Origin of the sequence: Mycobacterium sp. DBP42 (assembly GCF_005924235.1) — a bacterium.
GTDB lineage: Bacteria > Actinomycetota > Actinomycetes > Mycobacteriales > Mycobacteriaceae > Mycobacterium > Mycobacterium syngnathidarum.
In genome coordinates this window covers 17,127-31,666 of sequence record NZ_VCMY01000016.1, presented here as the reverse complement: position 1 = coordinate 31,666, position 14,540 = coordinate 17,127, and the positions used below count along the sequence as shown (strand labels likewise).

At 67.2% G+C, this 14,540-nt stretch carries 8 protein-coding genes; all 8 read left to right on the top strand.

The genetic code is table 11. The annotated features are described in order from the left end of the window. The first annotated feature begins 8 nt into the window (after positions 1-8). The 8 genes from E0T84_RS16425 to E0T84_RS16390 all read left to right on the top strand — a co-directional run bounded on the left by E0T84_RS16425 (position 9) and on the right by E0T84_RS16390 (position 14,478). Positions 9-1,616: an HAD-IB family hydrolase/lysophospholipid acyltransferase family protein gene (locus tag E0T84_RS16425; protein ID WP_070185915.1), complete on the top strand. Its 1,608-nt coding sequence runs from the start codon at positions 9-11 to the stop codon at positions 1,614-1,616. After that, the gene (locus tag E0T84_RS16420; protein ID WP_070185902.1) at positions 1,613-3,988 is read left to right on the top strand and encodes a glycerol-3-phosphate 1-O-acyltransferase; all 2,376 of its coding nucleotides are present in this window, start codon (positions 1,613-1,615) and stop codon (positions 3,986-3,988) included. The genes E0T84_RS16425 and E0T84_RS16420 overlap by 4 nt, the downstream gene beginning before the upstream one ends. A 53-nt stretch (positions 3,989-4,041) precedes the next feature. Continuing rightward, positions 4,042-6,072 (top strand): cytochrome c oxidase assembly protein, encoded by a 2,031-nt coding sequence (locus E0T84_RS16415; protein WP_138744968.1) that lies wholly within the window; start codon positions 4,042-4,044, stop codon positions 6,070-6,072. Between the two features lie 160 nt (positions 6,073-6,232). After that, positions 6,233-6,682: a single-stranded DNA-binding protein gene (gene ssb, locus E0T84_RS16410; protein WP_138744967.1), complete on the top strand. Its 450-nt coding sequence runs from the start codon at positions 6,233-6,235 to the stop codon at positions 6,680-6,682. 109 nt (positions 6,683-6,791) lie between these two features. Beyond that, positions 6,792-8,465, top strand: coding sequence for an energy-dependent translational throttle protein EttA (gene ettA / locus E0T84_RS16405; protein ID WP_138744966.1), 1,674 nt, complete (start codon positions 6,792-6,794; stop codon positions 8,463-8,465). Between the two features lie 99 nt (positions 8,466-8,564). Further along, complete coding sequence (locus tag E0T84_RS16400) at positions 8,565-13,421, top strand: NAD-glutamate dehydrogenase (RefSeq protein ID WP_249383658.1); 4,857 nt, start codon at positions 8,565-8,567, stop codon at positions 13,419-13,421. Beyond that, positions 13,418-13,825 carry a thioesterase family protein gene (locus E0T84_RS16395; protein ID WP_083284066.1) on the top strand — a complete coding sequence of 136 codons (408 nt, stop codon included), beginning with the start codon at positions 13,418-13,420 and terminating at the stop codon, positions 13,823-13,825. Before E0T84_RS16400 ends, E0T84_RS16395 begins: the two co-directional genes overlap by 4 nt. After that, on the top strand, positions 13,822-14,478 hold the full coding sequence (locus E0T84_RS16390; RefSeq protein WP_138744965.1) for a hypothetical protein: 657 nt from the start codon (positions 13,822-13,824) through the stop codon (positions 14,476-14,478). Before E0T84_RS16395 ends, E0T84_RS16390 begins: the two co-directional genes overlap by 4 nt. The last annotated feature ends 62 nt before the right edge of the window (positions 14,479-14,540 follow it).

Sequence of the window (14,540 nt, the reverse complement as noted above, 5' to 3'; positions counted from 1 at the left end):
CCCGGCAGATGCGGCTGCCGGGCACCCTCGCCGAGATCGAGGGCAGTCCGGAGGGCCCCGAGATCGGCGCCTTCTTCGACCTGGACGGAACTCTCGTGGCCGGGTTCACCGGCGTGATCATGACCCGGGACCGGTTGCGCCGTGGCCAGATGGGCGTCGGCGAGTTCATCGGCATGGTGCAGGCCGGCCTCAACCATCAGCTGGGGCGCTCGGAGTTCGAGGACCTGATCGGCAAGGGTGCCCGGATGCTGCGCGGCAACTCGCTGAGCGACCTCGACGAGCTGGGCGAGCGACTTTTCGTCCAGCACGTGCAGGGCCGCATGTACCCGGAGATGCGCGCGATGGTGCGTGCCCACATGGCCCGTGGGCACACCGTGGTGTTGAGCTCGTCGGCGCTGACAGTTCAAGTGGAGCCCGTCGCGCGGTTCTTGGGCATCGACAACGTGCTGTGCAACAAGTTCGAGACCGACGAGGACGGTCTGATCACCGGCGAAGTCGAGACGCCGGTGATCTGGGGCCCCGGCAAAGCCCGTGCGGTGCAGAACTTCTCGTCGGCCAACGGAGTGGACCTGACCAAGAGCTACTTCTACGCCGACGGCGACGAAGATGTCGCCCTGATGTACCTGGTGGGCCACCCCCGGCCGACGAATCCGGCCGGCAAGCTGGCTGCCGTGGCCGCCAAGCGCGGCTGGCCCGTGCTGAAGTTCAGCAGCCGCAGTGGCAGCAGTCCCGTTGCGCAGCTGCGAACCCTGGCCAGCCTGGCCACCATTCCGACGGTGGCCGCCGGGGCGATCGGACTCGGGTTGCTCACCCGCAACAAGCGCACTGGTGTCAATTTCTTCACCTCGAACTGGAGCAAGCTGCTCATGCTCACCACGGGCATCGAACTCAACGTTCTCGGCGAGGAAAACCTGACCGCCCAACGCCCCGCGGTGTTCATCTTCAATCACCGCAACCAGGCCGACCCGATGATCGCGGGCAGACTGGTCGGGGTGGATTTCACCGGGGTCGGGAAGAAAGAGCTCGAGCGCAATCCGCTGATGGGTCCGCTGGGCAAGGTCATGGATGCGGCATTCATCGACCGCGACGATCCGGAGAAGGCTGTCGAAAGTCTGCACAGGGTGGAAGAGCTTGCCCGCAAAGGCCTCTCGATCCTGATCGCGCCCGAGGGCACCCGGCTCGACACCACCGAGGTCGGCCCGTTCAAGAAGGGCCCGTTCCGCATCGCGATGGCCGCCGGTATTCCGATCGTGCCGATCGTGATCCGCAACGCCGAGGTGATCGCGCACCGCGATTCCAGCACGTTCAACCCCGGCAAGGTGGATGTCGCGGTGTACCCGCCGATATCGGTGGCGGACTGGACGGTCGAGAACCTCTCCGACCGCATCGCCGAGGTCCGGCAGATCTACCTCGACACGCTGAAATCCTGGCCGCACGACGAACTGCCCACGTTCGACGTCTACTCCCGCGCCACGCCGGCCAAGAAAGCGGCGCCACGCCGAGCCGCCGAGAAAGCACCGGCGAAGAAGACGCCGGCCAAGAAATCGCCCACGAAAAAGCCTGCGGCCAGATCGGATACCTCATCGCCGCGGCCGACTCGCAAGGGCCGGCCGTGACCGCGGGTATCGAGGATTACCCGAGCTTCAGCACCACCGACGATGCGCTGGTGCTGGCATCGGTGTCGTCACCGGCCGAGCTCGAACTGCTCAACGACTGGCTCAAGGCGCAACGGCGTGAACACCCCGACACCACCGTCGAGGTACTGCAACTGCCCGCCACCGACGAACCCGCCCCCGGTGTGGTGGCCCGCTTGGTCGAGGAGTTGGAATCGGACGAGGACCGGCTGGTGGTGCCGGTCCGGGTGTTCTGGGTGCCCGGCGGGTTGCCCACCCGGTTGAAAGTGGTCGGCCTGATCTCCGGGCGGGACACCTACCGGCCGCCGGAGATCCTGCAGCGTCGCATCCTGCGTAAGGACCCGACGCGCGCACGGATCGTCGCCGGTGAACCGGCCAAGGTATCGGAGCTGCGCAAGCAGTGGAGCGAGACCACGGTCGCGGAAAACCCCCGGGAATTCGCACGATTCGTCCTTCGCCGCGCGGTGCTGGCAATCGAGCGGGTGGAACTTCGCCTGCTGGGCCCCGAATACAAGTCGCCGCGGCTGGTCAAACCCGAGATGCTGGACTCGGCACGCTTCCGTCAAGGGCTGGAGCAGATTCCCGGTGCGACGGTCGACAAGGCCGGGGAGATGCTCGACGAGCTGTCCACCGGGTGGAGCCGGTTCTCGGTGGATCTGATCCCGACCTTGGGCCGGGCCATCTTCAGCCGTGGATTCGACCCGCGCATCGACTACGACCGCGGCGAGATCGAGTCGATGCGCCATGCCCTGGAACAACATCCGGCGGTGCTGCTGTTTTCCCACCGCTCGTATCTCGACGGGGTCATCGTGCCGGTGGCCATGCAGGAGAACCGGCTGCCGCCGGTCTACACGTTCGCCGGGATCAACCTGTCCTTCGGCCTGATGGGGCCGCTGTTCCGGCATTCCGGCGTCATCTTCCTGCGCCGCAAACTCGACGACCCGTTGTACAAGTACGTGCTGCGGCAATACGTCGGCTACATCGTGGAGAAGCGGTTCAACCTGAACTGGTCCATCGAGGGCACCCGGTCGCGGACCGGAAAGATGTTGCCGCCCAAGCTCGGACTGCTCGCCTATGTCGCCAACGCCTACCTCGACGGCCGCAGCGACGACATCCTGCTGCAGCCGGTGTCGATCAGCTTCGACCAGCTGCACGAGACGGCCGAGTACGCCGCCTACGCCCGCGGCGGTGAGAAGACGCCCGAGGGCCTGAGTTGGCTGTACAACTTCATCAAGGCGCAGGGGGAGCGCAACTACGGCAAGATCTATGTCCGCTTCCCCGAAGCGGTTTCGATGCGCGAGCACCTGGGCGAGCCAGGCGGCGAGACGGCCCACGACGAGGCGGCGAAACGCCTGGCCATGCAGAAGATGGCCTTCGAGGTAGCCTGGCGGATTCTGCGGGTCACCCCGGTCAACGCGACCAACCTGGTCTCGGCGCTGCTGCTGGGCGCCCGCGGGGTTGCCCTGACGCTGGATCAGCTGCATCACACGCTGCAGGATTCGCTGGACTACCTGGAGCGCAAGAACACCCCGATGACCAACAGCGCGCTGCGGCTGCGAACCGCCGAGGGTGTGCGCTCGGCGGTCGACGCCCTCTCCGGCGGGCACCCGGTCACGTTGGTGGACAGTGGGCGCGAGCCGGTGTGGCGCATCGCCCCCGAGGACGAGCTGGAGGCGGCGTTCTACCGCAACTCCCTGATCCACGCCTTCCAGGAGACATCGATCGTCGAACTGGCGCTGGCGTACGCCGCCCGAGTCACCGGCGACCCGCTGCAGGCGTTCTGGACCCAGGTGATGCGGCTGCGCGACCTGCTCAAGTTCGATTTCTATTTCGCCGATTCGGCGGCGTTCCGCGACAACGTCGCCGAAGAGATGTCCTGGTACGACCGCACAACGGAAGGACAGGCGGCCGGCGGCTGGGAAGCGAAGGTCTCAGCCGGGGGCGACGACATCTATCAGATGTTGCGCCGCAAACGACCACTGCTGGTGGGTGCCATGTTGCGGCCGTTCTTCGAGGCCTACGGGATCGTCGCCGACGTATTGCGGGACGCCCCGCCCGAGATCGGTGAGCGGGATCTGACCAAGCGGGCGCTCGGCGTCGGCCGCCAGTACGTCGCCCAGGGCAGGGTGGGCAGCAACGAGTCGGTCTCGGCGTTGCTGTTCGCCACCGCGCGGCAGGTGGCCGCCGATCAGGACCTGCTGGTCAACGGCCCCGACCTGCGGGCGCGGCGCAACGCCTTCCGGGACGAACTGCGCGGGATCGTCTCCGACATGGACAAAGTCGACGAGATCGCCCGGGAGCAGTTCTATATCCGGGATAAACAGCTACGCGCACAGCGAGACCTTTCCGACTAGCCCACCCGGCTGCCGGCGGGGGCGTGGCGGTGTCCACGCCATACCCTTGGACCATGACTTCTGCCGGCCAGGTGGCCGCATCCGGTGTGCGGAACAGCGCGGTGTGGCCCGTATTGGCCGGCGTGGGCGTGCTGGCCGGGGCGGTGGCCGCGGGCATCGGCGCGCTGTCACTGGCCGACGCGCTGACCGCCACCGGTTTGCCCGATCCCGGCCCGGTCACCACCTACGGCCTGCCGTTCGTGCGGGCCGCCGGCGAGATTGCCGCCGTCATCGCCGTCGGGTCCTTCCTGTTTGCGGCGTTCCTTGCGGCACCCCAGAGCAACGGCGTCCTCGACGTCGCCGGTTACCGGGCACTGCGCCTCGGCTCGGCGGCTTCGGGCGTATGGACGCTGTGCGCCGCGCTGCTGGTTCCGTTGACGGTTTCCGATGTGTCCGGACAGCCGTTGCTCGACCACCTCGGACCGGCCGATGTGTGGTCGGCGTCCGGAATGGTCGATATCGCAGTCGCCTGGCGGTGGACGGCGCTCCTGGCCGCGGCCGTCACTATCGCGAGCCTGCCCGTATTGCGGTGGGGGTGGACACCGGTGCTGCTGGCGGGGTCACTTCTGACGTTGATGCCGCTGGTGCTGACCGGACATTCCTCGGCCGGCGGTGCCCACGATCTGGCCACCAACAGCCTGTTCATCCACCTGGTGGCCGCCGCACTGTGGGCCGGCGGATTGCTGGCGTTGTCGGCCCACGCCCTTCGGGCCGGGGGCGGGTCTGACGGCCCCAACACCGCACTGGCTGCGCGACGCTTCTCTGCGCTGGCCCTGTGGTGCTTCGTCGCGATGGCCATCAGCGGTGTACTCAACGCGCTGGTGCGCATCCAGCTGCCCGACCTGCTGCGTACCAGCTACGGCTGGTTGCTGGTGGCCAAGGTCGTCGCGCTCACCTTGCTCGGCGCACTGGGCTGGCGTCAGCGACGGGTCAGCCTGAGCGCCCTGGCCGCCGACCCCGGCGCCCGCACACCGCTGATCCGGCTGGCGCTGACCGAGGCCGCACTGTTCGGCGTCACGTTCGGCATCGCGGTCGGGCTGGGGCGCACCCCGCCGCCCCCCGAACCGAGGGTCCCCAGCGCCACCGAAGTCGCCATCGGGTACGACTTCGCCGGGCCCCCGACGGTGGCTCGGGTGCTGTTCGACTGGCGATTCGATCTGTTGTTCGGCACCGCGGCGATCGTCGGGGCGGTGGTGTACCTGGCCGCGACGCACCGGCTGCGCCGACGCGGCGACGCCTGGCCGACCGGCCGCACGGTCGCGTGGCTGCTGGGCTGCGCGGTCCTGCTGTTCACGACCTCATCAGGGCTCGGTCGCTACATGCCGGCGATGTTCAGTGTGCACATGATCGCCCACATGCTGCTGTCCATGCTGGTGCCGGTGCTCCTGGTGCTGGGCGCCCCGGTGACCCTGGCGCTGCGCGCCCTGCCCGCCGCGGGCCGCGGATCGCCACCGGGCCCCCGGGAGTGGCTGCTGGCGGCGTTGCACTCCAGGGTGTCGCAGTTCCTGACCCATCCGATCGTCGCGACGGTGTTGTTCGTGGCCGGCTTCTACGGCCTGTACTTCGGCGGCATATTCGACTCCGCGGTGAGCAGCCACGCGGCGCACATCCTGATGAACGTGCACTTCCTGCTTTCGGGTTACCTGTTCTATTGGGTGGTCATCGGAGTGGACCCGACCCCCAGGCCCGTTCCGCACCTGGTGAAGATCGGGATGGTGTTCGCCTCGCTGCCGCTGCACGCGTTCTTCGGCGTGGTGATGATGGGCATGGACACCGTCCTCGGCGAAGGCTTCTACCGGTCATTGCACTTGCCGTGGCACACCGACCTCGCCGGGGACCAGCACCTGGGCGGCGCCATCGCCTGGGCGGCCGGAGAGGTTCCGCTGGTCATCGTGATGCTGGCACTGCTGATTCAGTGGCGGCGCAGCGATCAGCGCACCGCCAAGCGGCTGGACCGGGCCGCCGACCGCGACGACGACGCCGATCTGGCGGCCTACAACGCGATGCTCGCCGAGATGGCGCGACGCGACCGTCCTTCCGGCTGACCTCGCGGTTATCCCCAGCCTGAGTTTCATCCACAGCCGACGGGTGCGTCGGGCCCCGGGGCATCGTTCCTGTCGGGCCGCCGACGGTCAATGGCTGCGTAAGGCGGTCGACGCTTCCACATCGGCCGCCGGAGCCAGAGTGAAGCGAAAGGAACCAGAAATGTTCGAGACACCGATCACGATCGTGGGCAACATCATCACCGACCCGGTCCGGCGGCGGTTCGGGGATCAGGAGTTGTACAAGTTCCGGGTGGCCAGCAATTCACGCAGGCGTACCCCCGACGGGACGTGGGAGCACGGCAACACGTTGTACGTCACGGTCAACTGCTGGGGCCACCTGGCCACGGGGGCCAGTGCCTCGCTGATGAAGGGCGACGCGGTCGTGGTGGTCGGCCACATCCACACCAGTGAGTACGACGACAAGGACGGCGTGCGCCGCTCCTCGGTGGAGGTGCGGGCCACCGCCGTCGGCCCGGATCTGTCGCGTTGCACCGCCAAAGTGGCGCCGTTGCCAAAGCCGTCGGCGGGCCCGGTACCCCAGCCCGAACCCGTCGACGCCGGCGACGCCGAAACCGAGCCTGACGAGGGCGACCTGCCACTGTCGGCCTAGCCACATTCGGTCACGCCTAGGATGGGCGCGAGTGAGTTGGGCTTGACGCGACCCTTCGCGCAAGCGCCCATCCGACGTTCCCGAAAGCTTCAGAAAGGCACATCACGGCATGGCCGAATTCATCTACACGATGCGCAAGGTTCGCAAGGCGCACGGCGACAAGGTCATCCTTGACGACGTCAGCCTGAACTTCCTGCCCGGCGCGAAGATCGGCGTCGTCGGTCCCAACGGGGCAGGCAAGTCGAGTGTGCTGAAGATCATGGCCGGCATCGACCAGGCGAACAACGGCGACGCGCTGCTGGCGCCCGGTGCCACCGTCGGCATCCTGATGCAGGAACCGCACCTCGACGAGAACAAGACCGTCCGGGAGAACGTCGAGGACGGTGTACCGATCAAGGCCAAGCTCAATCGGTACAACGAGGTCGCCGAACTGATGGCCACCGACTACTCCGACGAGCTCATGGAAGAGATGGGCCACCTGCAGGAGGAGCTGGACGCCGCCGACGCCTGGGACATCGACTCCCAGCTCGAGCAGGCCATGGACGCGCTGCGCTGCCCGCCGCCGGACGAGCCGGTCACCCACCTGTCCGGCGGTGAGAAGCGCCGGGTCGCACTGTGCAAGCTGCTGTTGAGCAAGCCGGACCTGCTGCTGCTCGACGAGCCCACCAACCATCTCGACGCCGAGAGCGTGCTGTGGCTGGAGCAGCACCTGGCCAGCTACAAGGGCGCCATCCTGGCGGTCACCCACGATCGCTACTTCCTCGACAACGTCGCCGAGTGGATCCTCGAGCTCGACCGCGGCCGGGCCTACCCGTACGAGGGCAACTACTCGACCTACCTGGAGAAGAAGGCCGAGCGGCTCGAGGTCCAGGGCAAGAAGGACCAGAAGCTGCAGAAGCGGCTCAAAGACGAGCTGGCCTGGGTCCGCTCGGGCGCCAAGGCCCGTCAGGCCAAGAACAAGGCCCGCCTCGGCCGCTACGAGGAGATGGTCGCCGAAGCCGAGAAGTCGCGGAAGCTCGACTTCGAGGAGATCCAGATCCCGACCCCGCCGCGGCTGGGCAACGTGGTGGTCGAGGTGGAGCACCTGGACAAGGGTTTCGAAGGCCGCACCCTGATCAAGGACCTGTCCTTCACGCTGCCGCGCAACGGCATCGTCGGCGTCATCGGCCCCAACGGCGTCGGCAAGACCACCTTGTTCAAGACGATCGTGGGGCTGGAACAGCCCGACAGCGGGACGGTCAAGGTCGGCGACACGGTCAAGCTGTCCTACGTCGACCAGAGCCGCGCCGGCATCGACCCCAAGAAGACGGTGTGGGAGGTCGTCTCCGACAAGCTGGATTACATCGAGGTCGGCCAGAACGAGATCCCGTCGCGGGCCTACGTGTCCGCCTTCGGGTTCAAGGGACCGGATCAGCAGAAGCCCGCGGGTGTGCTGTCCGGCGGTGAGCGCAACCGGCTGAACCTGGCGCTGACCCTCAAAGAGGGCGGCAACCTGATCCTGCTCGACGAGCCGACCAACGACCTCGACGTCGAGACGCTGTCGTCGCTGGAGAACGCGCTGGAGCAGTTCCCCGGCTGCGCGGTGGTGATCAGCCACGACCGCTGGTTCCTGGACCGCACCTGCACGCACATCCTGGCGTGGGAGGGCGACGACGACAACGAGGCCAAGTGGTTCTGGTTCGAGGGCAACTTCGGTGCCTATGAGGAGAACAAGATCCAGCGTCTCGGTGCCGAGGCGGCACGGCCGCACCGGGTGACCCACCGGAGACTGACCCGCGACTGACCCGTGACAGGGTAAACGGCGCAGCGGGCTCGATGACGCTACTAATGTCGCAGCTATGCACCAGTGCCGGTGTGTGGGCGTGAGTAGGGAGTGATCCGTATGACGGCCGAACCGGGAGCTGTTAGGGGACAGGGAATTAGCGACCGGGATCGCGCACAGGCACCACCTGAGGTGATCCACCGGCTCGCCAAGGCGTTCCTGTCCACCTACCGGGCTCCGCAGGCCGGTGCGCCGGGGGTGGCCGCCACCGGTCCCCAGGCCGCGGTGGCCGAGCGCCTTGTCTCCGATGGTGTGGTGGCCGCCCACTATGCGTTGGGCGGCCAGCGGGCGCCGGGCGAAACCAAGGTCATCGTGTACCCCGGTGACGCCGACTCCGGCCCGGCCCTGCAGATCGTCACCGAACAGGCGGCGATGCTGGTGGATTCGGTGACGGTGTTGTTGCACCGCCACGGCATCGCCTACCCGGCCATCATGAACCCGGTCTTCCGGGTACACCGCGACGCCGAGGGTGTTCTGCTGGATTTCCAGCCCGCCGCCGAAGCCACCGGTGTCGACGGCGTCGACGAATGCTGGATCCTGGTCCCGGTCCACGGCGCGGCTGACGGACCGGCACTGACCGACGTGGTCGGGCTGGTGCCCCGTGTCCTGGCCGAGGCCCGGCAGATCGGGGTGGACGCCGCGGCCATGGGCGCGGCGCTGCACGGCCTGGCCAACGATGTCGCCACCGATGTCGAGGGCCGGTTTCCCAACACCGACCGCAGGGATGTCGCCGCGCTGTTGCGCTGGCTCTCCGACGGGCATTTCGTGCTGCTGGGCTACCAGCAGTGCTCGATCAGCGACGGGCAGGCCGCAGTCGAACCGTCGAGCCGGCTCGGCGTACTCAAGCTGCGCGAGGACGTCCTTCCGCCGCTGACCGCCGCCGACGATCTGATGGTGCTGGCTCAGGCCACCATGCCGAGCTATGTGCGCTACGGCGCCAACCCCTACATCGTCGTCGTCCGCGAGAGCGGCGGCGAGCGCCGTGATGCCACCGCCACGGAGCATCGTTTCGTCGGCCTGTTCACCGTGGCCGCGATGAACGCCAACGTGCTGGAGATCCCGTTGATCTCGCGCCGGGTCGAGGAGGCTCTGGCCATGGCGCGCCGCGACCCCAGCCATCCTGGGCAGCTGCTGCGCGACATCATCCAGACCATCCCGCGCCCAGAACTGTTCGCGTTGAGTTCCAAGCAGCTGCTGGACATGGCACTGACCGTGGTGGATCTGGGCTCGCGGCGCCGTACCCTGCTTTTCCTGCGCGCAGATCAGCTGGCGCATTTCGTGTCCTGCCTGGTGTACCTGCCGCGAGACCGTTACACCACCGCGGTGCGGCTGGAGATGCAGGACATCCTGGTGCGCGAACTCGGTGGCGACAATATCGACTACTCGGCGCGGGTCAGTGAATCACCTTGGGCGGTAGTCCATTTCATCGTGCGGCTGCCCGACGATACCTCTTCGCACTCGGTGGACACCTCCGCGGAGAACGAGAACCGGATCCAGGATCTGCTGACCGAGGCCGCCCGCAACTGGGGGGACCGCATGACCAGCGCCGCAGCGCACGCGGCGTTGAGCCCGGCCGCGGTCGAGCACTATGCCACGGCGCTTCCCGAAGATTACAAGCAAGCCGTCGCTCCGGCCGATGCCATCGCCGATATCGCGATCATCGAGGGGCTGCAAGACAATTCGGTGAAGTTGGTTTTCGACGAGGGCGGGGAAGACGGTCCGGCCCAGCTCACCTGGTACCTGGGCGGCCAGTCGGCCTCGCTGAGCGAGCTGCTGCCGATGCTGCAGTCGATGGGTGTGGTGGTCCTCGAGGAGCGTCCGTACACCGTCCGCCGGGCCGACGGCCTGCCGGTGTGGATCTACCAGTTCAAGGTGATGCGGCAACGCGGCATCCCCGACGCGCCGGATGCTGCCGCGCGCGAGGCGACCGCGCAGCGGTTCGCCGATGCGGTCACCGCCATCTGGCACGGGTGGGTCGAGGTGGACCGGTTCAACGAACTGGTGCTGCGTGCCGACCTGACGTGGCAGCAGGTGGTCATCCTGCGCGCATACGCGAAGTACCTGCGCCAGGCCGGTTTCCCGTACAGCCAGTCGCACATCGAATCGGTGGTGAACGAGAACCCGCACACCACACAGTCATTGGTCCAGCTGTTCGAGGCGCTGTTCGATCCGTCCGAGGAGACCGCGGGCTCCCGCGACGCCCAGGGGGCGGCCGCTGCGGTGGCCGCCGACATCGACGCCCTGGTCAGCCTCGACACCGACCGGGTGTTGCGCGCCTTCGCCACCTTGATCCAGGCCACTCTGCGCACGAACTACTTTGTGCAGCAGCCTAATTCGGCCCGGCAACGTGGCGCAGTGGCGATGAAGCTGAACCCCGGCCTGATCAACGAACTGCCGTTGCCGCGGCCCAAGTTCGAGATTTTCGTGTACTCGCCGCGAGTGGAGGGTGTGCATCTCCGGTTCGGGTTCGTGGCCCGCGGCGGGTTGCGCTGGTCGGACCGTCGTGAGGACTTCCGCACCGAGATCCTCGGCCTCGTCAAGGCGCAGGCCGTGAAGAATGCGGTCATCGTGCCGGTCGGGGCCAAGGGCGGGTTCGTGGTGAAGCGACCGCCCGTACCGACCGGCGACGCCGCCGTCGACCGCGAGGCCACCCGGGCCGAAGGCGTTGCGTGCTATCAGCTTTTCATCTCCGGACTGCTCGACGTGACCGACAACGTCGACAAGGGAACCGGTGCCGTCGTCACCCCACCCGATGTGGTGCGGCGGGACGGGGAGGACGCCTACCTGGTGGTCGCGGCCGACAAGGGCACCGCCACGTTCTCCGACATCGCCAACGAGGTCGCGAAGTCCTACGGGTTCTGGCTCGGTGACGCGTTCGCCTCCGGCGGCTCCATCGGCTACGACCACAAGGCCATGGGGATCACCGCCAAGGGGGCCTGGGAATCGGTGAAGCGGCACTTCCGGGAGATGGGTGTGGACACCCAGAGCCAGGACTTCACCGTCGTCGGTGTCGGCGACATGAGCGGCGACGTGTTCGGCAACGGCATGCTGCTGTCGAAGCACATCCGGCTGATCGCCGCTTTCGATCACCGACACATCTTCGTCGATCCCAACCCCGACCCGGCGGTGTCGTGGGTGGAGCGCAAGCGGCTGTTCGAGCTGCCGCGGTCCAGCTGGGAAGACTACGACGCCACACTGATCAGCGAGGGCGGCGGCGTCTTCAGTCGCCAGCAGAAGTCGATCCCGCTCAGCCCCCAGGCCCGCGCGGCGCTCGGGATCGACAGCAGCGTCGAGGAACTCACCCCGCCGGCGTTGATGAAGGCCGTCCTCAAGGCGCCCGTCGATCTGCTGTGGAACGGCGGGATCGGCACCTATGTCAAGGCCGAGACCGAGGCCGATGTCGGTGATCGTGCCAACGACCAGATCCGGGTGTGCGGAAACGAGGTGCGGGCCAAGGTCATCGGTGAGGGCGGCAACCTCGGAGTGACGTCGCTGGGGCGTATCGAGTTCGACCTGGCCGGCGGTCGGATCAACACCGACGCGCTGGACAACTCGGCGGGCGTGGACTGCTCCGACCACGAAGTCAACATCAAGATCCTGATCGACTCCCTGGTCACCGCGGGCCGGATCGAGCCCAGTCAGCGCACCGATCTGCTGTTGTCGATGACCGATGAGGTCGGCGCCCTGGTGCTGACCGACAACAAGGATCAGAACGACTTGATGGGCACCAGCCGGACCAACTCCGCGAGTATGTTCTCGGTCCACGCCCGGATGATCAAGGAGTTCGCGGCCAACCGTGGGCTCAACCGCGAGCTGGAGGCGTTGCCGTCGGAGAAGGAGGTCCGACGCCGCGCCGATGCCGGAATCGGTTTGACCTCACCCGAATTGGCCACCCTGATGGCCCACGTCAAGCTCAATCTCAAGGACGACGTGCTGGCCAGCGACCTGCCCGATCAGGAGGTGTTCGCGTCCCGGCTGCCGCAGTACTTCCCAGAGAAGCTGCGCGAGCAGTTCACCAGCGAGATCCGGTCGCACCAGCTGCGCCGGGAAATCGTCACCACCATGCTGGTCAACGACCTCGTCGACACGAGTGGTATCAGCTACGCCTACCGGATCACCGAGGATGTCGGCGTCGGCCCCGTCGACGCGGTGCGCAGCTACGTCGCCACCGACGCCATCTTCGGAATCGGCAAGGTATGGCGCGAGATTCGTTCCGCCGGTGACGACGGAGTGCCGGTGGCCGTGACCGACCGCATGACGCTGGATCTGCGTCGGCTGGTCGACCGGGCCGGGCGCTGGCTGCTCAACTACCGTCCGCAGCCGCTGGCCGTCGGCGCCGAGATCAACCGGTTCGCCGCCCAGGTGTCGGCCCTGCGCCCGCAGATGCCGCAGTGGCTGCGTGGTGACGACAAGGCCATCGTCGAAAAGGAGGCGGGTGAGTTCGTCGCGCACGGCGTCCCCGACGACCTGGCATATGCGGTGGCGACCGGTCTGTACCAGTACAGCCTGCTCGACGTGATCGACATCTCCGACATCGTCGACCGCGACGCCGCCGAGGTCGCCGACACCTACTTCGCGCTGATGGACCGCCTGGGCGCCGACGGCCTGCTCAGCGCGGTATCGCGGCTCGGCCGAGATGACCGATGGCATTCCTTGGCACGGTTGGCGATTCGGGACGACATCTACGGTTCTCTTCGCGCGTTGTGCTTCGACGTGCTCGCGGTCGGCGAACCTGACGAGACTGGCGAGGAGAAGATCGCCGAGTGGGAGCTGACCAACAGCTCGCGGGTGACCCGCGCCCGACGCACGCTGACCGAGATATACCAAGATGGTGAACAGGACCTGGCGACTTTGTCTGTGGCAGCGCGTCAGATCCGCAGCATGACACGAACGAGTGGAACGGGAACGACTGCGTGAGTTTTACAACGCCGGTGCATGTGCGCTGGTCGGACATCGACATGTACCAGCACATCAACCACGCCACCATGGTGACGATCCTCGAAGAGGCCCGGATCCCGTTTCTGCGTGAGCCCTTCGGCGCCACGATTGACACCATCGGCCTACTGATCGCCGACGTGAACATCTCCTACAAGGGGCAGCTGCGGCTGGTTGACTCTCCGCTTCAGGTGACCATGTGGTCCAAGCGGGTGCGTGCCGTCGACTTCACCATCGGCTACGAGGTGCGCTCGGTCAATGCCGCCGCGGACTCCAAGCCTTCGGTGATCGGTGAGACTCAGCTCGCCGCCGTACACATCGGCGAGCAACGACTGGAACGCCTGACCCCTGAGCAGCGCGGCTACCTGGAGAGCCATCTGCGATGACCGTCCCGGAGCGCGGCCTATGGATCGACGATCCGCGCGACCGTAAGGACCTCGCGACGTTCCTCGACCGTGCACTGCGGCTCGACGATGCTGCGGTGGTGCGGTTGCGGGAGCGTACCGGCGGGCAGGCCGTGGCCTGGGTGGCGACGGGGTTGGAGGTGCTGGCCAGCCGCGTGGTGTCCGGCCGCCTGCGTCCGTCGGATCTGTCCGCGGGGGCCGACGCGCTGGTGAACGGGTTGTCGTCTGCAACAGAGGGATACGTCGACCCCGGCTTCCCGATGGACTCGGCTTGGCGCGGTGGCTTGCCGCCCGAGGATGGGTTCGTCCACCTCGACGACGTGCCCGCCCGGGTGATGCTGGATCTGGCCCAGCAGGGTGGCGAATTGGCCCGCGAACACGGCAGCGCCCACGGGCCGCCGGCCTCTCTGATGGACCAGGAAGTGATCCAGGTCAGCGCAGGCGATTTCAGGGTGGGGGTGCCGATGCGCTGCGTATTCGCATTGACCGCCATGGGTTTTCTGCCACCGACCGGCAATGAGGTCAGTGAGCAGGAGATCGTACGGGTCCGCGCGCACCCGTCGTGGCTGCGCATCGACGCCCGCTTCGGCTCGGTGTACCGCCGTCGCGAAAGTGCCGCATTGATCCTGGGCTGAGTCCCGCCGTGTCACGCCAGAGTGGCTCTCGGGCCCGAGCGTCACGCTGGCGTGGCGCCTGC